Origin of the sequence: Salipaludibacillus daqingensis, from assembly GCF_029891575.1 — a bacterium.
Lineage (GTDB): Bacteria > Bacillota > Bacilli > Bacillales > Salisediminibacteriaceae > Salipaludibacillus > Salipaludibacillus daqingensis.
This window is the reverse complement of sequence record NZ_JARZHF010000006.1, coordinates 165011-188176: the sequence shown is the minus strand read 5'-3', so window position 1 is coordinate 188176 and position 23166 is coordinate 165011. Positions and strand designations below refer to the sequence as shown.

General features: G+C 33.6%; 22 protein-coding genes. 6 read left to right on the top strand and 16 right to left on the bottom strand.

Annotation, left to right across the window (positions count from 1 at the left end; all coding sequences use genetic code 11):
* The first annotated feature begins 46 nt into the window (after window positions 1-46).
* The 3 genes from QDN89_RS13240 to QDN89_RS13230 all read left to right on the top strand — a co-directional run bounded on the left by QDN89_RS13240 (window position 47) and on the right by QDN89_RS13230 (window position 2179).
* A complete protein-coding gene (locus tag QDN89_RS13240; RefSeq protein WP_280770624.1) occupies window positions 47-1150 on the top strand; it encodes a Fic family protein in 1104 nt (367 codons plus the stop codon).
* A 301-nt stretch (window positions 1151-1451) separates the two neighbouring features.
* Entirely contained in the window at window positions 1452-1862 is a 411-nt protein-coding gene (locus QDN89_RS13235) for a nucleotidyltransferase substrate binding protein (RefSeq protein WP_280770623.1), read from the top strand.
* A complete protein-coding gene (locus QDN89_RS13230; protein WP_280770622.1) occupies window positions 1862-2179 on the top strand; it encodes a nucleotidyltransferase domain-containing protein in 318 nt (105 codons plus the stop codon). Before QDN89_RS13235 ends, QDN89_RS13230 begins: the two co-directional genes overlap by 1 nt.
* A 284-nt stretch (window positions 2180-2463) precedes the next feature.
* On the opposite strand, the gene QDN89_RS13225 is transcribed toward QDN89_RS13230, so the two are convergent.
* Entirely contained in the window at window positions 2464-3027 is a 564-nt protein-coding gene (locus QDN89_RS13225; RefSeq protein WP_280770621.1) for an REP-associated tyrosine transposase, read from the bottom strand.
* Window positions 3028-3052: 25 nt separating this feature from the next.
* A complete protein-coding gene (locus QDN89_RS13220) occupies window positions 3053-3277 on the bottom strand; it encodes a hypothetical protein (RefSeq protein ID WP_280770755.1) in 225 nt (74 codons plus the stop codon).
* A 196-nt stretch (window positions 3278-3473) separates the two neighbouring features.
* Here QDN89_RS13220 and QDN89_RS13215 point away from each other — a divergent pair, with 196 nt between their 5' ends.
* Window positions 3474-3728 carry a helix-turn-helix domain-containing protein gene (locus QDN89_RS13215; protein ID WP_280770620.1) on the top strand — a complete coding sequence of 85 codons (255 nt, stop codon included), beginning with the start codon at window positions 3474-3476 and terminating at the stop codon, window positions 3726-3728.
* Between the two features lie 366 nt (window positions 3729-4094).
* Window positions 4095-4586, top strand: coding sequence for a competence protein ComK (locus QDN89_RS13210; protein WP_280770619.1), 492 nt, complete (start codon window positions 4095-4097; stop codon window positions 4584-4586).
* 251 nt (window positions 4587-4837) lie between these two features.
* Here QDN89_RS13210 and QDN89_RS13205 read toward each other — a convergent pair whose 3' ends face one another.
* Entirely contained in the window at window positions 4838-5380 is a 543-nt protein-coding gene (locus QDN89_RS13205) for a hypothetical protein (RefSeq protein WP_280770618.1), read from the bottom strand.
* A gap of 278 nt (window positions 5381-5658) precedes the next feature.
* On the opposite strand from QDN89_RS13205, the gene QDN89_RS13200 reads away from it, so the two are divergent.
* A complete protein-coding gene (locus QDN89_RS13200; RefSeq protein WP_280770617.1) occupies window positions 5659-5940 on the top strand; it encodes a competence protein ComK in 282 nt (93 codons plus the stop codon).
* 311 nt (window positions 5941-6251) lie between these two features.
* Here the strand turns inward: QDN89_RS13200 and QDN89_RS13195 are convergent, their stop codons facing one another.
* The 13 genes from QDN89_RS13195 to QDN89_RS13135 all read right to left on the bottom strand — a co-directional run bounded on the left by QDN89_RS13195 (window position 6252) and on the right by QDN89_RS13135 (window position 23098).
* A complete protein-coding gene (locus QDN89_RS13195) occupies window positions 6252-7487 on the bottom strand; it encodes a lipopolysaccharide biosynthesis protein (RefSeq protein WP_280770616.1) in 1236 nt (411 codons plus the stop codon).
* A gap of 379 nt (window positions 7488-7866) precedes the next feature.
* A complete protein-coding gene (locus QDN89_RS13190; protein WP_280770615.1) occupies window positions 7867-8739 on the bottom strand; it encodes an AAC(3) family N-acetyltransferase in 873 nt (290 codons plus the stop codon).
* Window positions 8740-9764: 1025 nt separating this feature from the next.
* Window positions 9765-11039 carry an O-antigen polymerase gene (locus QDN89_RS13185; RefSeq protein WP_280770614.1) on the bottom strand — a complete coding sequence of 425 codons (1275 nt, stop codon included), beginning with the start codon at window positions 11037-11039 and terminating at the stop codon, window positions 9765-9767.
* Window positions 11040-11110: 71 nt separating this feature from the next.
* Window positions 11111-11968: a UDP-N-acetylmuramate dehydrogenase gene (locus QDN89_RS13180; RefSeq protein WP_280770613.1), complete on the bottom strand. Its 858-nt coding sequence runs from the start codon at window positions 11966-11968 to the stop codon at window positions 11111-11113.
* Between the two features lie 125 nt (window positions 11969-12093).
* On the bottom strand, window positions 12094-13209 hold the full coding sequence (locus QDN89_RS13175) for a polysaccharide pyruvyl transferase family protein (RefSeq protein WP_280770612.1): 1116 nt from the start codon (window positions 13207-13209) through the stop codon (window positions 12094-12096).
* 1 nt (window position 13210) lies between these two features.
* A complete protein-coding gene (locus QDN89_RS13170) occupies window positions 13211-14338 on the bottom strand; it encodes a glycosyltransferase family 4 protein (protein ID WP_280770611.1) in 1128 nt (375 codons plus the stop codon).
* A gap of 112 nt (window positions 14339-14450) precedes the next feature.
* A complete protein-coding gene (locus QDN89_RS13165; RefSeq protein WP_280770610.1) occupies window positions 14451-15764 on the bottom strand; it encodes a nucleotide sugar dehydrogenase in 1314 nt (437 codons plus the stop codon).
* Between the two features lie 20 nt (window positions 15765-15784).
* Window positions 15785-17032, bottom strand: a complete 1248-nt coding sequence (locus tag QDN89_RS13160) for a glycosyltransferase family 4 protein (RefSeq protein ID WP_280770609.1) — start codon at window positions 17030-17032, stop codon at window positions 15785-15787.
* Window positions 17033-17130: 98 nt separating this feature from the next.
* Window positions 17131-17769: an acetyltransferase gene (locus QDN89_RS13155; RefSeq protein WP_280770608.1), complete on the bottom strand. Its 639-nt coding sequence runs from the start codon at window positions 17767-17769 to the stop codon at window positions 17131-17133.
* An 18-nt stretch (window positions 17770-17787) separates the two neighbouring features.
* Entirely contained in the window at window positions 17788-18411 is a 624-nt protein-coding gene (locus QDN89_RS13150; protein WP_280770607.1) for a sugar transferase, read from the bottom strand.
* Between the two features lie 5 nt (window positions 18412-18416).
* Entirely contained in the window at window positions 18417-19472 is a 1056-nt protein-coding gene (locus tag QDN89_RS13145; RefSeq protein WP_280770606.1) for a DegT/DnrJ/EryC1/StrS family aminotransferase, read from the bottom strand.
* A 190-nt stretch (window positions 19473-19662) separates the two neighbouring features.
* Window positions 19663-21483 carry a polysaccharide biosynthesis protein gene (locus tag QDN89_RS13140; RefSeq protein WP_280770605.1) on the bottom strand — a complete coding sequence of 607 codons (1821 nt, stop codon included), beginning with the start codon at window positions 21481-21483 and terminating at the stop codon, window positions 19663-19665.
* An 850-nt stretch (window positions 21484-22333) separates the two neighbouring features.
* A complete protein-coding gene (locus QDN89_RS13135) occupies window positions 22334-23098 on the bottom strand; it encodes a tyrosine-protein phosphatase (protein WP_280770604.1) in 765 nt (254 codons plus the stop codon).
* Between the last annotated feature and the right edge of the window lie 68 nt (window positions 23099-23166).

The following is a 23166-nucleotide window of genomic DNA, read 5'->3' as shown; positions in this document are numbered from 1 at the left end:
ATTATAGATAATAATAATGAAATAAATATCATAGGAGGTCTAAAATATGAAGAAACCATACAACTTACCATTCCTCCCGATTACATTTGACCCTGAAACAGAACTTTTGTTTTATAAAAAAGTAGTTGAGGCGACAGCGGAGTTAGAAAAGTTGAAACAAAAACTTCATTATTCCATAGTGAACGAATCTTTTATTCAACTTATTACACTGCATGAGTCTGTTCAATCTACAAGAATCGAAGGAACTCAAGTCACATTTAGTGAAATGCTTGAAGACAAGGTGGAGGAAAAAACGGATTGGGAGAAAATAGAAGTAAGAAATTACCAACGTGCATTAAAAATGGGTGTGGAAGCGATCCAAACTGGTTATCCATTAACAGAACGACTCATTCGTGACATGCACATAGAGCTTATGAAAGATGCAAGGGGTTCAACTAGTTCATCTGGTGCATACAGAAAAATCCAAAACTTTATTGGTCCAACAAAAGATATCAAAGATGCATCATACATCCCTCCTGAACCTCAACTAATGGATGAATATATGACTAACCTTGAAAGATATATCAACGGACATCCGTATCAAAATAAGGAAGATGAATCATTACATTCGTTAATAAAAGTAGCGGTTATCCATGCACAATTTGAGTCCATTCACCCCTTCCTAGATGGAAATGGAAGACTAGGTAGAATCTTAGTGGTATTATATCTCCTCCAATCCGACCTTATTGACTCCTCATTCTTTTTCTTGAGTGAAGAGATAGAGAAAGAAAGGTTCAAATACTACGCTATGTTAAATGCAGTACGTGGAATTGGACGCAAAGAACCTGACTGGAAAAGTTGGATTGTATTTTTCCTTGATGCGACGATACGGATGGCTAAACACCAATATAGAAAATTAGATGCAGCTGAAAAATTATTTAATGAAGGTCTCTCTAAATTAGAGCAACCAGCTTCTAGAAAAGTATGGGGAGCTTTGTTCTCTAGTCCAATAGCCACCGTCCACCAACTTCAAAAAACAACAGACTTAGCAGCTCCGACTATTAGGAAAAGTTTGAGGCAATTAGTTCAGCTAAATATGATATTTGGAGACGATAGAAGAAGAAACCGCAGATTTTATCAATATGACTTAATTAGAATTATGTCTGAGTAATTAAAAAACGGTGGATGGGCTTTTACTGCCAAAAAGGAAGCAAAAGCCCCGTCCATCTGTTCTTTACAGACGCTTTCGCCTTATTGTAACCCAGAACCAAAAATCCCCCTCAGGATAGTCTCCAGACTCCTCGATTCTATACGAAGTCCCGACACTTTACCACAGCCTGTCTCAACAATGGAGATTACTAAAGACTTCTTACAACCTCTGAATCTCCAATTCTTTCGACATATATCTACAAAAGTTGGGAAGTTACAGGCACCACAGTCCAAGGTATAATTAGATCAGAGGAGGGAATTCATTGGAAAATCAGGAAAGAAAACTCATTCAAAGTACGAAGAATTTAAAAAGAGCACTGGAGAGATTGGAAGAAGCTTTGCAAGAGGATTTAAACAATAGCCTCCTTGTAGATGGAACAATTCATAGATTTGAATTCACAATAAAGTTATATTGGAAAACCTTAAAAAGAGTGTTATTGTCGGAAGGAATTGAAGCAAACACTCCAAAAGAAACCCTGAAAGAAGCTTTTCAAGCCGGATGGTTGGAAAATGAAGAAGCTTGGTTACAAATGCTGAAAGATAGAAACTTAACATCTCATACGTACGATGAAGAAACTGCTTTATTAATTGTTCACAATATAAAAGGCTACTTACCAGAGATGAAGGCCACATTTTCTAAAATCAATTCTAAAGTCAACGGGAGTGATGAATGATGGGAATCCCTAAGCCTATTTGTCATCAAATAATTAATATTAGTCAACAGTTTCCCGATATAAAAGAGGTTCGTTTGTTTGGCTCAAGAGCTTATGGTGATCATCAACCTCGATCAGACATCGACCTTGCTATCATTGCCCCTGAAATTTCTGATTATGATTGGAGATTATTCAGCGAAAAAATCGAAGAAGATATTGAAACTCTTTTGAAAATTGATCTAATAAGATGGGATAAAGCCTCCTCAAAACTTAGAGAAGAAATCGGCCACCATAATATTGTTTTGTATTTGCAAGAACCTAAACGTTCACAGCAATGATAGTTTCGACTGATCATATAATGATGATCTTCCTCTTCCTAGAAAAACAAATAATAACTTACAGACAATCATTACCTGCCTTTTATTTAACTCCCAACGGAAACATAATTACATCTACCTTCCCCTTCCGTAGTTTCACTATCATTGGCTATCGGATACTCTTCTTCACGCATGACAGTTTTCTATTTTCTATATTTATAGCATACGATCCTAGGATTCTTTTCGACAGAAATTCACAAAGTTAAGTGCCTAGCACCAAGCCTTTGAAAACTCACTTTCAAACTTTAACACTTTGCACTTCCTTCTGAAGCAAGGTAAGCGCAATACTTCCCCATCTTTTCTGCCCTCGTTCCTGAGAAGTAGTCCAAGAGAATCGTCATGTTCAAGAAAGGTGTGTGTGCGGTGGGAGTTCCTTCGTAGTGACGATAGCTGCTCCACCGATAATCACCAGGTTGTTTCACCATATGTGCTTCGACGGGATTAAGATGAATGTATTTACTTGTTTCGAGTAACCCTTCGCTTGTGGTAATGATTTTGTCATAATACCGTTTCTCAAAAACATGGCCTGTGACTCGATTCTTTGTGTTGTAATAATCGGCATAGCGTTTATTGATCAACGACATCACTTTAGAGATCGTCTGATCTTTCGAGCGCATTTGCAAATGGATGTGATTCGTCATGAGGCAATAGGATGTGAGTTCAAAGGGGTATCGTTCGAAAATGTTACGGAGCATATAAAGATAAGTCAGAAAATCATCTTCCTCTTTGAAGAGGGCGTCTCGCCTATTGCCACGACAAACGATATGATAAAAGTCATTTGGTTGCCATATTCGCGGCTTTCTTCCCATATTGTCACTTCCTCATCGTTTTTGTTCATTGCCTCGATGAATGCGCCTCAATTGGACTTGACGTGACGATTTTAGCATACAAAGCTGACATGACAAGGTCTTTCGACTCTTTGACCAAAGCATCAGGCAACCCAACAATACTAACGCCTTCAATCCCCGGCAATAACTGTACTTCTACTTGAACTTTGTAGCCTTCCAGTCCCTTCAGCCCAATACTAGTATAACCGTAGCCATGAGCATCCCTCCCCACAGAACATCAGTTCTTTTTATATCATTTTAATCCTATCCCCATCCAAAATCAATCTCTATCATTCGACATATTTCGGGTAGTGACTGGCACCAGACCAAAAAAGAAAAAAATAATAATTTATTTTAAAAGGTGCCATATATGATGTGGAGTATCATGTACATCCATTTAATAATTGAGTGAGAAGGGGCTCTTTTAAATGGATTATTCTAAACAGCACGAGAAAAAATTAAAATGGTTCGGCAAAGCAGTTCGTCACGTTAGAAAACAAAATGATATGACGATTCAAGACTTAACTGACGAGTCTGATATTAACGAAAAATATATAAGTAGAATTGAAAATGGACAACGAAATATCACCCTCACTACCTTGTTCAAAATTTGCGATGGGTTAGATATTGAACCTTCGAAGCTACATGAAATTGCAGAAGAAATTCAAAGAAACTCAAAATAGAATTTCTCCCTTTGTACTTCTCACCACTCCTTTATAATCACTACGACTTTCCCACACTAAATGGTACCTGCTGCTTATCAACATTTTCAACTGAACTAGCAGGTTCACACACTTTACCAGGCCTTCATCATGGATTTGATCCTTTCACAATTAACATTGTGAATAAATGAGCAATACCATTCAAAAAAATACAAAGAGTCCTTTTTATAGAAGAACTATGATCTATTATTTTTATCCTTATATGACAACAAGGAGGTGATGCTAGGCGGTCTCATTTATAGCACTTATACTATTATCGCACATTAAAAAACGCAGTATTATTTAAGAATCTAATCCACTAATAAACGAATCAGGGGTGTATAAAGAATGAACGAGCAAATTTTCACTATATTGAACAGTTATACGATCAACAAAAAAACGGTCGCGCTTCTCCCTGCAGCAAACACTGAATACCAAACGATTGTCATCGAAGTAGACAACACTTTTTACGTAAATAAAAAACCGATGCAACTCATTGAATCAGCTTGTATAAAAGGTGGAGCCTCCTATGACGGCAGACGTATTGCCGCAATTCAGCAGTTAGGCGTCTATAAGAAAGTGCCTGTTGCTATTAACACCTACGAGAACATCTACGCCTTCCCTACCTGTTCACCAACCCTTTTTCACTGTCAGTGGATTTTCTACACGTACATACAAAAGATTGAGCCCGTCCCTAAAGTTGCAAATCAATCCAGCATTACCTTTACAAATGGCAAACAATTAATTGTGAACGCTTCACCTAAGACCATAAAAAGACAAATGTACAGAACGGCCCATTGCATCCATCTCTTCTCTCAACAATGGAGACACGATCTCTAATATAACAAAAAGCGAAAAAGAGGATGAGAACTTACAACCACTCAGACAGCCCATCCTCTACTTTCAGACAAGAAACGATCTTAGTTAGACGACCACTACTAAGAAGCTCCTCACAAACTCCCAATCTCCAATTCTTTCGACATATATCTACAAAACCCCGGAAGTGACAGGCACGAATCCAATTTTGAAATTTGATACAACCACGCATGGCCAGTGGCAGCCACCGGATTTCCGATTCAGTTCTGTACTGGTTATTCTATATAGCTCGACAATACAACGAATATACGTGTATTTCCTCCATCATTGTTATTATAAGTTTGTTTTACCAGTGGTAATCCATAAAAAGATATTTTATCACCTTTCACATGATGCGAAGCATCTAAGTCTAATAACTTATAATTATACCCTTCTGCATCTGTAACATAAAAATAAGAAACTAGCTTTTTCTCTCCTTTAAAGTCATTCCAATGTACATCTACAGCATCATAAATAATTCCATTTCTATAAATAATTTGTCCATCGAACTTTGAAAAACTTTTTTCTAGCTCTTTACTATTAATAGGCATATCATAGAAATCTAATATATTTAAAATATCTTTTGTAGGAAATAAATCAGGATAATCGTTAATTAACTTGTGTGAATTCTCCCCCATTTTTGAAGTATTTTCCTCGTCTTTAATATATTCATTAATATATCCTGCTTTTGAAATATCCGCAGAAACTATTAACATAGTGATCATAATTATTACAATTAGAAAAATTAAAGAACTAGCTATAAGAATTTTTTTCTTCATAGTATGTGCCTCATCTCTTATCTATTTAATTGTTATATCCTTAAAAAGTAATATCTGCTTCTAAAATCTCTTTGAACTGGGAAATGGAATCGCGTAGACAATTTCTTCACGTGGATTAAAAACTAAGATGATGATTTTTTTCCGAGCAAGAAAAGAACGAAATCGCTTCGGGATGGAAAAGTCAAAACTTGAAAGCTATCTAGCTAAATATATCGTATAATTAAAATTCTAAGTGATAATCTGGAAGTGACCAGTCACCAGTCCTTATAAACAAAGCAATGTGTATAAGAATGAACGAGCAAATTTTCACTATATTAAGCACTTATACCATCAACAAAAAAGAATCGCACTTCTCTCTGAAGCAAACAACGATGCAACTCATTGAATTAGCTTATATAAAAGGTGGAGCCTCCTATGATGGGAGGCGTATTGCGGCGATTCATCAGTTAGGCGTCTATAAGAGAATTCCTGTTGCTATTAATACCGACGAGAACATCTATGCCTTTCCAACCTGTTCAACACTGTCACTGGATTTTCTTTGCGAACATATAAAAGATTGAGCCCGTCCCTAAAGTTGCAAATCAATCCAGCATTACCTTAAAAAATGTCAAACAATTAATTGTAAACGCTTCACCCAAGACCATAAAAGACAAATGTACAGAACAGCCCATTGCATCCATCTCTTCTCGCAACAATGGAGACACGATCTCTAATATAACGCAAAAGCGAAAAAGAGGATGAGAACTTACAACCACTCAGACAGCCCATCCTCAACTTTCAACGACCACTACTAAGAAGCTCCTCACAAACTCCCAATCTCCAATTCTTTAAACATATATCTACAAAACCCGCGTAGTGACAGGCACCAGGTCTAAATGACGGCTCTTTCTGTTACGGCAGGGGTTTTAGCTTTTTTATAGTATACGGCAATCATAATTATAAGCTTTATAATGGAAGCAATAAGTGCTGCATAACAAAAGCCTAAAATACCATTTATTTGAACTAGAAAAAAAGCCATCGTTACGAATGTAACAATATTTATAATATTTAACCATATCTGCCACGTTATATTACAAAATTTCATAATTACAGGGTTAATTACTGTGCTAACCATTGTGATTATAGCCGTTGAAGTAGTAATATAAATTAATTCCAAAGCTTCTTGAGCATAGGATGGATATAGAAAAGTTAAAATAGGCTCACTGACTAAAATTACAAAATAATAGCTTAATACCCCCAATATACTTGCAGTAAATAACAACATTTTAAAATATCCTATCTTAAAATGATTCATTTTAGATAAATATGTTAATAATACATTATTTATTGGTGCGACTCCCATAGAAAGAGTTTTACCAAATAAAGTCGAAATGTGGTAAACTGCAACCATTTTTGCACCTAGGATAGGAAATAAAATCAATTTGTCAATTTGTGTATTGGCTGTACCTAGTAAAGCTGCTATTAATATTACAAGGCTATGCTTAGTAGTTCTTTTGAATAATTGTGTAATTTCAAATGGCTCACGAAGTAATTTTGTTTTAATCATCACATAAATTAAACTTATTAATTCGCCTGTTAAATATATTAGTTGCCATAAATCTGTAAGTAAAAATAGAATCATCCCAACCATATAGCCAATAACTAGAATGATATTACTATACAGAATCCCTTTAAAATAAATTTTCAATCTAAATGATACTAGCAAGTACCTTCTTACAAGTTGAAATATTGATATAGAGACTATTAATCCAACATTTAAAGGGTTCAGAAAACCTTCATATAAATAAGTTCCTATCGATAATAAAATAATATTAATAATACAATATGCAATTAATAGAACATTAAAGTCTCCAACCTTGTTTAATTTTACATACGTATCATTTAATAGTAAACGAGAATTTCCTAATGAAACGCTAAATGATTGAGCTGAGATAGTAATTAAGCTTATTAGTACTAAAGCTAAACCATAGTTGGCATCATCATATCTACCTGCTACAATTGGCAATAAGGCAAATTGTAAAACCAATACAGGAATAATTGTAGCAAATATATTTACTAACATGTCTCCTGAGATTTTTCTTATTTTTTTAATATATAATTTCTTCACTAACATACCTCACTTCCATTAACTTTAAACACTTCATAAATATTAATTAAATGTATTTAAAGCAGGAATCGAAAACACTATTAAACATGAGAATTGGAAAACGTATTTCACCTTGATAGTTGTTTCTCTTGGTCCTTCTTCGCTAAAATAGGATGCTCCTTTTCTGTTTTGGTAATTTATCAAATCAATTTATCTAAATCAAAAATTGAGATGATTTTTTCATCTTACCTCTAAAATAAAATACTCAATTTCCACTTTTTGAATGAGAACATGAATAAAAAAGGAAACTCCTGAAAGGCTTTTGAAAGCTTTAGGTTGAGTATTTGGATGACACCTCAGTCGTTTCCTCATATCTTTAAAGTATGCTCAAATAATAATTTCATTTAATTCCTTTGTAACAATATATACCTTTATTTGCATATTCTATCGCATTATTTAAACCTTCTTTAGCATCTATTAACACAAAATCAACATTTGAATTACGTACATGCTTTCTATTATTAATACTGTTTAATATTTTCTTAAATACTTTATTATTGTTTTTATGTCCTGGTTTTCTTATTACCATCTCTTTTTCATATTGAATTTTATCCTTAATTAAAGTTGACCTGTATTTATAGGACAAAAGATTTGCAAGAGCAGGATTCTTTTCTTTTAATAAATATCCAGCACAGTGAAATAATGATATTTGGGTCGGTTCTTTTCCTAAACCAATAAATAAAACTTTGCTATTATCAAATTTAGATAACAAATAATAAGGCGAATTATGATCAAATCCATACTCACTATTAATATGTTCCTTTGTCAACTCAACTGCATTCTTGCCGCTAGCACTTATAGAAAAATGAGTACAAGCACTTCGCACTGTATTTGGTTGTAATCGAAAAATCTCGGATAATACACCAGCACTAGAAGGTGTACATTCTACATCTAAATAACTTCTTGTCGGTCCGTAAGACGGCATTAGTAAGGTGCCCTCTCCTCCTAATATTTGTCTTAAGACTTCTATCAACTCGTCTGGCTCGCCTTGAAAATTGTACAAATCTCTCCAAGATGCATGCACTAGAAGATTATCTCCTTCTTTTATTCCTAGTTCTTTTAATACAGAATATATTTGTGATCTTGATATTGGTTTTTTATAAATTTTCTTAGCGAACTGTGTTTTCCTTCTTCTTATATTCGCTGAAATTGTTTCATATTTGCGAATACGAAGTATCTTTCTCAATGTGTATCTCACACATTTACTTAACATAAGTCCTACTCCCTTCAAATTTAGATACTTCTAGATAACTAAAAAATTCAATTGTTACTAGTATTTTATTACTCTTTTTGTCGAAGTTAGATACAAATAAAAAGTCAGAAAAATACCTAAAGCCTTTGCAAATGGAGGGCTAAACCATTTACAACCATTCAAAAATCCAAATTTTATTACCTGAAGAAGATTTCTGTCTACCTCTTGATGCAAAGTATAGGAACGCCAAAAACAACTGAAGGATCTCATTTAGAGAGTCTAAGCCAACTTTATCAGACACGCTTTGGACAAGGTAAAATAAACATTGGAACGTTTAAACAGATTCCCCACCCTATCATAAACTGCTTGGCCTATTTTGGGGTCCCAAGATAAATTTAGAACGTGCCGAGAAAAAGCCCATTAAAATAATCTCTTCCTTTCCAAATAGAAGAAAACCCCAAATGAAAGCTTTGAAAAGGTATCAAGAAGCAACTAAACTACGCAGAAAAAATATGAAGTATTTTGAAAACTTGCCTTTAAGGAGGGTGCTAATCATTACAAGAATCTTTGGTATTTAGGAACTTTATAGCTTTCAAAAAGTAGCGTTTGGTGCAAAGAATCCGTTAGTACTGTCAACGGATGGTCATTTCTCGATTACCTTGAAGGTGGTACTAATAACATAGGACACGACATGCTAAGTTTGTCGAAAATTATGTGGAGCGAAACAGCGTTTCCTCAAAGGGTATCTTAGTCGATAATATCTACTTGACTCAAGAAATTAAGATACAGGTTAAAAACGTACTATTCGATTAAGTGCTCTAAAGCGCGTTTTACACCTAAGCAAGAAGATTAAGAACAAAAACGGATCGCTGAAAGCCGCACTCGTCGTATATCACTCCAAATACTGGATCTCAACTCCTCCAAAGCTCTTCGAAAGATTTTTTAAGCTCATTAGGCATAGCATGTTTTAAAAGAGTGAAATTCTAGTATTATATTCAGATAATCATATAGTTATTCATTTATCCCTATTTGAGGTAAAATTATTTTCATTTTCGTGGTAATAAATATAATATGAAACATAAAGCTATAAAGCCATGCGTTAAAAGAACAGTAAAGAAAAATGAGCTAACAAATATAAATGCTAGTGTTATACCTGAGATTATTAATATTTTTATATCTAATCCTTCTGTACATGCATCTAAAATCTTTAGTGCAAATACAATTAACAGAGGCATTATAAGAACGCCCAAAAAACCAAAGTTTGCAATAGCATCACTAAATAAACCATTATTAGCAGCCATTTCAGGTTTATTAAAATACTTTATAGCAATAAGACTGTCGATAGAAATGTAAGGAGATTCAAACCCTATATGTCTTAAGAAACTTTGTCTGAAGTAATCTGGAGAATTACTACTAAAAAAATCAAAATAGTAACTGTTCAGTAAATTTGGAACAAATAATACTCGTCTAATTACGAAAGCAACAATTAAAAAGCTATTAAGTATATATACTTCTAGTAAAGCAATAAGATTAATAGAAAAAAATATAAGTGGCAAAATTATTTTATGCTTATTTTGAAAAATTAAATACAATAAAATTGCTAAAACTGTTGTAAAAAATACTGTCTTAGATCCGTTTATAGAAAAACTTAATAATTGGATAAATGTAACAATTCCTGCTTGTAGTTTTTGTTTTCTAGCCATGTAATATACAATTAATACAGGATTTACAGCTTTAGCAGCTGCATAAATATAAGAAATCATAGTTGGAAGATTAAAGCTTCTAGCATCCATTCTAGAATCATAAACATTAAGTAAATCAAAAGTGATTCTAAAACTGGTATAACGAATAGATATATATATAACTACAGCAACAAAAACAAAAATAATAATGTTTATTACAAAATTCGATAATTTATCATTTTTTAATGTTTTAAATTTTATTGTAGGTATTAATTTGTAAAAAATAAAAAATACTAACCAATAAATAATATGGCTTACAATAAATAACGATGAAAATGGATGGAATGCTACCATAGTGGTAAATGGTAAATAGGACAATAAAAATAATAAAATTATAATAATACTGGATAAAGACTTTTTATTGTTTAGTGCTGTAAACAAAGGGATAAAAATTATTAAAATAATCCATGATAAAATGTATTTTTCATAACTAAACGTAGAAAGAAACCCAGTATATCCAAATATTGGTGACACTGCATTAAAATAAACAATATCTAAAACTATCCTATACAAACTTATTCCTAGAATAGTTATAATTGTCATTTTACTAATTTTCAAATCTCTATTTTTCCAAGGCATAATAAGCTCCCTTACAGAATTAAAGCATGTAGATTACCTAATTAGACATAATTAATAGGTTCTATTAATTTTCACTTCCAAATTATTACCTCTCGAATAATCTTTTGTCCTATCACTTTATGCAGCTTTTCAACTCTAGTAATCAGGCTAATTGCTTGAGAGTATGTACCTTCACCTTGATTAATTAGCCAATTAGAAGACTTTTTAGAAAATGACATACCAGTCTTATATCCAGGATGAGTTATTCTTATTACTTGCATTATTACACGATTATGTTTACGAAAAACAGAACCAAAATTATATCCACTAGCATCTTGATTGCTTTGACTAATATTAATCCGCTCTTGTCGAATTTTCTTCAATTCTTCAGGATATCCTTTATCAAAGGTAAACGTTACTCCTAAAACTATTAATTTATTATTATTTTTTTTAAAAATTGAATCTCTATATTTAAAATTACATTCTTCTTTACTTAATACTTTAATTACACCTTTATCTAATACACGAACCTCTTCTATATAATCGCTAATTGAAAGGCCATGAACCTTTCCTCTTCCGGCATTCATTGCTACCGAACCTCCGACTAACGCAGGAACTGAAAATAAATATTCTATTCCTCCAAAACCCTTTTTATTTATTATGTTGATTAATTTTTGTAATTTAACTGAGGCCCCAACATAAAACTTTCCATCTCCTAATTCCATTACACTATTATCCATTTTGATTAATGAAACAACATTTTTATAGGTTTTTTTATCATTGATTAGTATATTTGAACCGCCACTTATAATATAATAATCCTCTTCAGATAATTGATTTATTAAATCACTTAACTCTTCAATGCTCTCTGGAAAATAGAGTTTTTCAGCATAACCGCCAATTTTAACAGTAGTATAGTTTTTCAAACTCTCATTTGATAAAATTTTCATTGCATTAACAACATCCTTTAAAATAAATTAATTTTTATGAGATTTAACTTTATCAATATACTTTCTCAAAACAGATATGTGTGAATATGTTCAATGAATACTAATTAAAACCTTGATGCTATATACTAACTATGAATTGCATTTTTTAAATAATCTATTGATTTTTTTCTATATTCATCAATACATTCTTCTACATCATGAAAATTAATTGGTTTATTTATGTCGTTAATTGTCATTCTTTCATTTAAAATACGATCTTCAAGGCCTGTAATTCTTAAAATATTTAGAACTCTCTCGTCCTTCCCCTTGTCTCCTGTCAATACAGCGACAAAAGGAACATTTAAAATAATCGCCATTGAAATACAATGAAACGATGCTGATACGACTAACTCCGATTTGGCAATTGTTTCAATAAATTTTATTGGTGAAATTGAGTAAGCAACTTTTACATTAGTGTCTAGAAAGTCCTTAATTTTTAGTTGGCTTGTCAGTTTATGAATTTTATATCCATCTATTGAAAATCCAGTTTGCGAAATGAAGTCCTCAAATTGAGATGGCCTATTAGTGTAACAAAATATTATTTTTTCCTTTATTCTTTTCTTTTCAATTAAAGATTCCCAATGTTTTTTATCTAATAAAAATACTGGATCTAAAACAAGTTCAGCATCTCGCCGCGTTAAATCTCTAATTAACTTAACACCATAACTTTCTCTCGTTGAAATGTGTTTTATCTGACTTAGATTTGTAGTATATTTACCTTTTAATTCTTCAGGTATGGTAGCCAAACCAAAGCTTGATGAATAAGCAATCTTTTTATTATAGTCCTTAACAAAATCCAGAAAAAAAGCAAAATCCTTCCCATTATTACTATGATTCCACACTTGATCACTACCTACAATAAACTTGTTATATTTCCCATTAATTTCTTCAAGTTCACTACTTGAGGTATAAGATTTCTCTGTAATTAAAAGTTTTTCTTTATAAAATCTCTCAAACTTAATACGTCTTTTATTCATAAAAAGGCTACCTACACAATACTTTAAGGCAGATTTAAATTCTTTCTTTTTTAGTTTTTCTTTCACATGATTACTCATACTATAAGCATCCTGCCTATACTGATTCACATAATTTATTATTTCACAATCAACACCTAATTTATTTATTGCTTGTTGAGAAGCATACACTTGTAATGCCGCTCCATAGTTTAAGGCATTATGAAATGTCATTAAGGCTACTTTCAAGTTATTCCCTCTCTCTCTCTAATGAATCTTGATAAAAATTATTTAATTTTTCTGCAATTCTTACCCAATCGAACTCACTTGAGTTATTAATACATCTAGTTGATATAAGTTTATAATTGTCTAAAATCTTTAATATACTCTCCGATATATATTCAGAATTATAGCTTGGCACTGCATAACCAACACATCCGTCTTCAAAGATACCATCAAATCCTTGGCCTTGCGAATAAATTACTGGCAATCCTTGAGTTAATGCTTCAGCATAAACACGCCCAAATGATTCAAAAATGGAGGGCATAACATATATATCATTTTCTCTATATACATTAATAAGTTCTTCTTTGGATAAATAATGAATAATATTTACAAAATTTTCTTTTTGAATATCCTTAAGAACCTTTTTATCGATTACTTGTCCAACGATAGTGAATTTTACATTATACCCCTTAGAAATTAATAAATTAATAGCTTTAATAGATGTTTTTAAATTTTTATTTTTGTCTATTTTGCCAACACATAAAATTCTAATTTCTTTTTTGTTACTAAGAGACTTTACTTCTGCTTTATTAGTTAACCAAAATTCTTCTAATCCATTGCTAATGACAACACTCTTATTGTTAATGCTTTCTTTATAACTATTTTTAACATATTTATTAATAAATTTTTCTTTATAGGGCACTGACAGAAAATGTACCCCGGACGCATTACTAGCTATCTTATTTGCTATACTTACAAATATAGGGATTTTAAGGAAAATATTAATATCCGTATTTCTCACAGAAACTATATAAGGAACTCCAAAGTATTTTTTAATAAGGTAAGCTACATATCCACCATTTAATAGCGTGTGAGAATGAATTAAATCATAGTCGTCAACACTACAAGATGATGTGATTGATTTATATATTTTTCTTTGTTTAGTGTAATAGAAAAAACGATCCCATTTATTAAAACACTCTTTATGAATAACCGCATCATCCATTATACTTTTGTATTTTTCATCCACTTTTGAATTCTTCACTACAGCGTTAAAAGCTTTGACTTCATGACCTAATTGTTTAAGTCGATTCATAGAATTACGAAAAATCATAGCTCTATGATAAAAAGTACATAAATATAAAATTCTCATTTTTCAATCTCCAATAGTATTTTTTATAAGTTTACAATTTATTAAGGATTATTGATATTATACAAAAAAACAATTTGTAATAATTCCATACTATCTTCACTTCGGTTTTATTTTATAAACTCCAATACATAAAACCACTTTCTTCGTATTCTTTTTTATTTAATACACTTTTTAAATCAATTAGAACTTTATTTTTATCAACATACAATTTTTTGTAGAAGTCCACATCATAACTATCTTTAAATTCTTTATGAGCAACCGCTAAAACTATTCCATTAAGATTATCTAGGGTATCTTTGTCTACTAAGTTTATTCTATATTCTTCCCATACTTCTTCTTTATTAGCTAATGGGTCATGAACTAATACATCTACACCAAACTCTTCAAGTTCATTAATTATATCGATTACTTTTGTATTTCTAACATCCTCACAATCTTCTTTAAAGGTAATTCCTAATATAGCTATTTTAGCGCCTTTAACTGGCTGGTCAGCTTTAATTAATTGTTTTATTATGTTATTAGCAACATATTTACCCATATCATCATTAATTTTTCTTCCTGCAAGAATAATTTGCGAGTGATAGCCTAATTGTTCAGCTTTATACGTAAAATAATATGGATCAACACCTATACAATGACCACCTACTAATCCAGGTGTAAACTTAAGGAAGTTCCACTTAGAACCAGCTGCTTCTAATACTGCTTTTGTATCAATATCCATTTTGTTAAAAACCATAGAAAGTTCATTCATAAAAGCAATATTAATATCTCTTTGTGAGTTTTCAATAACCTTTGAAGCTTCTGCCACTTTTATTGATTCAGCTCTATGAACTCCAGCTTCTATAATAGATTCATATACGTTCGAAATAATTTCTAGAGAGTCCTGATCTGATCCAGAAACTACTTTAGTTATTTTCGTCAATGTATTAATTTTATCACCTGGATTTATTCTTTCTGGTGAATAACCCACTTTAAAATCAATACCAAATTTTAAACCAGATTCATTTTCTAAAATAGGTATGCAAATCTCTTCTGTTGTGCCAGGGTAAACAGTTGATTCAAAAACTACTATAGCCCCTTTAGTAAGATTTCTTCCTACTGTTTTACTTGCTCCAATTATAGGTGTTAAGTCTGGGGTCTTATCACTATTAATCGGAGTAGGAACTGCAACAATATGAAACTTACAATCTCTTAATTTGCTTTCTTCATTTGTAAATTGTAGAGTCGTATTTTTAACTGCTTCATCTCCTACTTCATTAGTTACATCAATCCCATTTAGATACTTGTCCAACTTTTTATCGTTAGTATCATAACCTACAACCTCAAACTTCTTTGCAAATTCAACAGCTAGTGGCAATCCTACATATCCAAGACCTATTACAGAAATTGTTTCTTCTTTATTAGTTATATTGCGATATAGATTCATAAGTTAATTTCTCTCCTCATTTATACACTTTCAATAACACCAATCTGTTTTAATGTTAACTTTTCAAAATCAAATTCACTTGCCACTTCTCGAGCATTTTCACCCATCAATTGATTTTGATCGTCGTCACTGCAAGCATCTAGGACTGCCTTAGCAATCTCTTCAGCATTTTGTACAGGAGCACTAATTCCACAATTTGAACGCTCGCAAATACTATAGCCTGTTGAATATGTTTGAACAATACATCTTCCGGCAGCCAAATACTCAAAAAATTTGTTCTGACTTTGACCGTATCTATCAAGAGAAGTACTCGAATTATGCAATATATTTATGTAAGCTTTTTTAAGAATTGAAGGCACATATTTCTTTTCAACTTGTCCCTTGAATATAACATTAACGATCCCTTCGTCTTCGCACCGTTTCTTAAGCATTACACTTTCATCGCCAGAACCATATATTAAAAATCGTATACATGTCTCCCCTTTATCCTGTATTAATTTTGCTGCGTCTAATAACAATCCAATATTATTAACTTTTCTAATAGAACCCGCATAAACAACATTCTTATAATCTTTATTTTGTAAATCTGCATCAAAGATCTGGTAGACTTCACTGTTTCTATCAAATGTATCAATAACTACTCCATTGCTGATGTGACTGACCTTTGCTAAATCAATTTGATTGTCCCATCCTTGGTTAATAATATAATCTTTACCACCTTCCCATGTCATGATGATAGAGTCTGCTTTTTTATAAATCCATTTTTCACCTTGATATAACAATTTAGCTATAATACTACTTCGTTTTAAAGCACCATATGCTACTATACTTTCAGGCCATAAATCTCTTACTTCACAGATACAAGGTATATCAAATTTTTTCGCTAATTTTATTCCGGCTACCAAAGTAAGTGGATGAACACTGGAGGCAATAATTACATCCGGCTTCCCATGAATTACAGCATATTCCTTCGCTACAGGGAAAATATTTTTATAAAATGTTAGCATATTTTTAATTCTTTTCTTTCCACTCCCCTTATAATCTGGAGTCCTAACAAAAACAAATGGAATACCATTAACCTTATCTGAAACATATTTTTTACCATTGGTATCAATATTTTCATTTGAAAAATGATCTGTTGAGGCACAAAATACAGTAGGATTATAACCTTCTTTAATTAGATTCTCTGCAAAAGAATAATGCCTCCCTGCTTGATCTTTAAACATATTAGTTGCATAATGATTCCAAATCCAAATATTTTTTTTCATCCTCTATCCCATCCTCACACAAGCTCCTATATAAGTTCAAACATGTATTATAAACCCAAAAAAACTCTATCTTGTTACAAGTGTTATCTTCTACTCACTTAAGCATTTATTTTCATGGAACCTATTTTTTTTACAGGTGCCCCTATATAAATTCCAGGTTCATCAATATCTCTAACCACCACAGCCCCTGCACCAACTGTACATTCTTTAGTGATGTTTAAGTTATTACTAACTACACTTCCAATTCCTACCCACGTACCTTTACCAATTTTCACATTACCTGCTATATTAACCCCAGGCGATACATGTACATAATCCTCAATCACATTATCATGATCGACAGTAGCCCCAGTATTGATGATGCAACTTTTTCCGATTTTAGTACTACAGTTTATAACTGCTCCAGCCATAACCGTCGTTCCTGAATGAAGCACCACATCTGTTCCAATGATTGCACTTGGATGAATCAGCACTGGTATAGTAGCTCCAGCTTCCTCAATCTCTTCTTGAATAACTTGTCTTATTTTGTTATGTCCAATTGCTACAAATATCTCACAATCATCGATATACTTTCGATAATCGTCTACTTTTCCAATAACCTTTAACCCAATTGACGATTTAATATTTGTATTATCATCTAGGAAAAAGATACTCTCCCATTGTTCCATTTTTATTGCGATATCAGCTACCACTTTCCCATGACCACTTGCACCAATAATAACTAAGTTTTTTTTCATCGAAATACCCTTCTTTCTTTAATTTCCTTTGAAAGGTTCCATTGTCGCTGCAGTCTCTGAGTTAATACCTTCTCTAACAAACACTTTTTTTAATGTAAGAAAAATAATCTTCCAATCACCTAAAAAGGTTACATTATCAACATAATTAACATCGAGATTAAATTTATCTTCCCAACTGATAGCATTTCTACCACTAATCTGTGCTAACCCTGATAAACCAGGTCTAACCTCATGTCGACGTTGTTGATGATTACTATAACGGGGCAAGTACTCTATTAATAACGGACGTGGCCCTACGATTGACATATCTCCCTTAAGAATATTAAAAAGCCCTGGCAATTCATCCAAAGAGCTCGACCTCAAAAGCTTACCGAATTTCGTAAGTCTGACACTGTCAGGTAATAACTCTCCGCTCTCATCTTTTTCATCAGTCATCGTTCTAAATTTATACATCATAAAAATCTTCTCATTCAGACCTGGTCTTTTTTGTTTAAACAATATAGGACTTCCTAGCTTAGTTCTAACTAGTAACCCCACTGTCAATAGTAATGGACTAAAAAAAACGACCGCTGCCAATGACAAAACAAAATCCATTGGTCTCTTTATAAAATTTTGATAAATACCTGTTTTTTTCGGTTTCATATTATTCACCACAGCTTTTTAATAGTCTTTACTGTTCGTTCTAGTTCCTCATCCGTCATCTTCGTATCACTCGGCAAACAAACACCATATTCAAACAACCTCTCCGCTACATTCGTTCCAACATAATCGTATTTTTCAAAGTACGGTTGTAAATGCATTGGTTTCCAAATTGGTCTAGCCTCAATGTTTTCTAGTTCGAGAGCTTTCATCACTTCAATTGGTTTCACCTTGCCGTGAAGGGTCATACTACTCAACCAATAGTTCGGTTCATCCCAGTCGTTAACTGGCATAAACGATACACCTTCTAATGATCCAAGCTCACGCTTATAATGATCAAATATATACTTCTTCTTGGCGACTCTTTCCTCTAACACTTTTAGTTGCCCTCTTCCAATGCCAGCAGACACATTGCTCATTCGGTAGTTATACCCCAATTCACTATGCTCGTAGTGACGAGCTTGGTCTCTTGATTGAGTTGCCCAAAAGCGAGCTTTCTCAATTCTTTCTTCATTTTTTGAAACAAGCATACCACCACCAGAAGTCGTAATAATTTTGTTTCCATTAAAAGAAAAGACTCCATAGTCACCAAACGTACCTGTATGAGTTCCTTTATAGTAACCACCAAGTGATTCAGCTGCATCTTCAATTACTTTCACGTTGTAATGACGACAAACCCTCATAATCTCATCCATATTTGCCGATAAACCATATAGATGAACAACGATAACCGCTTTAACGTTCGGATACTTCTCGAAAGCTTCTTCTAATGCTCTAGGACACATATTCCACGTTTCTTCATTACTATCTATGAAAACTGGTTTAGCATTTTGATAAATAATAGGATTCGCCGTTGCAGAAAACGTTAAAGTTGGGCAAAAGACAATATCTCCTTCACCAACACCAATCGCTTTTAGTGCTAAATGGATCGCTGCGGTACCAGAACTTAATGCTGCAGCATGCTTGCTTCCCACTTTAATTGCCAATTCTTTTTCAAATTCATTGACGTTCTTACCTAATGGAGCAATCCAGTTCGTTTCAAAGGCTTCTTTAACGTATTCCATTTCATAACCCTCATCACTCATATGTGGTGATGATAGGAATATTTTCTTATTCGTTATACTCTGAGTTGACAATCTTATAACGCCCTTTCTCGGAGAATACTAACATTTATTCTAATTCATTTAGTGGTTAGCAAGACCGAAGGTCCAATGCACTCTTTAACAACTAACCCCTAACCAACTAATCACTGCCCTATTTAACCACACTCAAATGCCGCAACTGCTCCACCCTAAACCAAGCAATATCCAGCACCCTTTCCCTTACTTCTTCTCTTGTCATATAATGAAAATCTTCCACCAGTTCATAAATCACATTTACATTCACCGGAGGGGTTTTCCCTCGATAAATCATCGGGTAGATTTGCTCTTTGTGTACTTCGTCTTCTCCTAATAACTCTTCAAACAACTTCTCCCCCGGACGCATGCCAGAATAGCGAATCTCGATCTCATCTGGTTTGTACCCACTCAAACGAATCAAGTTCTTCGCAAGATCAACGATTTTAACAGGCTCTCCCATATCAAGGACAAACGTTTCGCCACCTTCAGCTATAGAACCTGCCTGCAATACAAGTCGGGATGCTTCCGGAATCGTCATGAAATAACGCGTCATCTCGGGATCAGTTACCGTTACCGGTCCACCCGCTTCAATTTGCTTCTTGAATAGAGGAATCACACTTCCGCGACTGCCTAATACATTCCCAAACCGAACGGCAACGAATTTTGTTTCACTAATCATATTCATATGCTGCACGATCATTTCCGCAATTCGTTTTGTTGCTCCCATGACGCTCGTTGGGTTCACTGCTTTATCCGTTGATACCATTACAAACGCATAAACACCCGCTTCATGAGCTGCTTCCGCAACATTTTTTGTCCCGATCACGTTATTTTTAATCGCTTCGTGAGGGTTTCGTTCCATTAACGGAACATGTTTATGTGCTGCTGCATGGTAAATCACTCTCGGCTGGTGTTTTTTCATAACCGCAAGCATTCGGTATTGATCTTGCACATCGGCAATTTCCGTCACAATTTCAATCTCTTTATATCGTGGTCTCAATTCCATTTCAATTTCATAAATGCTGTTTTCCCCGTGTCCTAGTAGCACTAGCTTCTTCGGTTTAAACTTTACAATTTGACGACACACTTCCGAACCGATCGATCCACCAGCACCAGTAACAAGAATCGTTCTCCCAGTTAGTTTTTCACCAATTTTCGCTGTATCTAAATCTACCGGCTCTCGACCTAATAAATCTTCCACTTGTACGTCGCGCATTTCATTTACAGATACTTTCCCTGACATAATGTCTTCCACAGAAGGCATGATTTGCGTCCGCACTTTCGACTCCGAACATTGTGTGAAAATTTCATTGAGGTTTTGCTTTCCTAACGATGGGATCGCAATAATAATATGTTCAATTTTTTTATCTTCGACAACAGATTGAATAGCTTTCATTCGTCCTAATACAGGAATACTCATAATCTCTAAATGTTGCTTCGCTGGATCATCGTCAATAAACGCCACCGGATACAATTCCGACTTTTCACTGTTTAGCAGCTGTCTAGCTACCATCGTTCCGCCGTTTCCAGCACCAATAATTAACGTTCGTAATTGCTCTTGCTGTGGTTTCAGCTTTCGATCACGATACAATCGCCACGAAAAGCGCGAAGCGCCAATCAACAAGATATGTAACATCCACGTCACAAGTAACGTTCGTGAATAAAGCATCTGAAATCCAATTAATTGAATAATCCCCAATGTTCCAATTGACAACGAGACCGCAACAAAGATCGCACTCAATTCTTGGATACTAGCATACGACCATACTTTCTTATATAACTTAAACAAATGAGCATATAGATGATGAATGAAAAATAATGCTCCTGAACTGACTAACAGAGCCATCGGAACAATTTGTTGTGTCGGTATTAACAACCAGTAGCTAAAATAAATCGATAATAAGACAATTAATGAATCCACGGTTATTAATAAACTTAACCTCCATTTATAACTCACCGAATATCTTCCCCTTTCTAATCTAACGTCGTGTACAATCCACAAAAGCCATTCCATATTGTTGCGTTTGAATTAAAGCTTTTAAAGTAGTTGAAGTTAAAAACGCTAAACCATAACACGCACTTTTTGTCGAATCATGGTTTAACGTTTTTACATGAAGGTAATAGAGAATATGGAACGTTCTAATCATTTATAAAACAGGCATTAAACCCGACCTCACACTTCACCAATGGCAACCGATTGCGCCTAAGGTCGTTCTAAATAAAGAACTAACCCACAGAAAAGCCGAGCTTCCTCCATTGATAAGGGTATAGGAGAAATGACCCTGAAAGCCTTATTTCTTTGTCATTCGACAAAATACTCTTATCAATTGTCGAATTGTGTACTTTTTCACTTACCATTCGACAATTTTCGCAAAATTCTGAACTGAATTATCAGACTGCGACCTCATAAAACGCAAAAGATACTTTCTCTCTTTACAGAGTTGAAGTATCTTTTTATTCGCTTCTCTTGTACAAGGACTCTCCTTCATACAAACAAGAGTTATGAATGAAATTTAGTGTGATTAGAGTGCGAGTAGGTTTGGATATAGGAAGATAATAGTATACAAAAGCAGTTTCGTAGATTTTTCTACAGGACCTTTGATTCAAAAAACTTATATTTAATTTCATAATTGTTATAATTACCTAAGTAAGTTTACCATATTTCAACGACAAAATGTAGGTATATTTTACAAATTTTATATGATTATTATATAAACATGTCAATAAATAGACAAATTTGCTAGGTTTTATGAACCATTTCTTAGCATTGCCTAATATGCAATGATGACGAAAGACACAAAAGTTGTCTAAAATAATCCAAATAACTTTTTCTTCTTCACTTTCTCAGGAGGTTCGATCATGACATGATCCCCTTCGAGCAAATAAGCAGCATTTTCTTTGAAGAAATAAACAAGGTCTCCCCCGAACTCCTCATCAATGACTCGATAAGCATCCGTCATATGAAACGTCCGATTTGTCGTATTATGCGCATCCGACGCTACAAAATGCGTCAAGTTCGCTTCGACTAAATCTAACGAGAATTCTTTGATCTTTTTTCCGAACTTCCCTGCGACACTAGCAGCTGTTACTTGTGTTAATGCGCCATTTTTAACAAATTCATATAACATATCCGGTTTCTTCATAAACACCTGGTTTCTTTCTGGATGAACGATGACCGGTATTTTCCCGGCTAACTGCAAATCGTATAACAACTTTTTACTGAATCGTGGCACTTGCGCTGACGGAAATTCGATAAACACATACTGTGTATCGTTCAAAGGCAAAACGAGATCATTCTGCAAATCATCTAGCAGCTCTCCATAAATGCGAACTTCTTGTCCAGGTTTGATCGTAAGATCAAACCCGTTTTCTTTAAGAAGATCATTCGCAATATGTGTCGCTTTCATAATCGCATGCTTCTCATTTTCATAGCTTCCATTTTGGTGATGAGGTGTCGCTATAATTGTCGTGATCCCATCTTCCATTGCGGCTCTGGCCATGTTAAGAAAATCCGCTTCCGTTTGCGCACCGTCATCTAATCCCGGTAAGATATGACAATGAATATCAATCATCTTGCCTATCTCCTTTCAAGAAACTTATGTAGATACATATGGTAGGTTACGAAATCATAATAAAATCC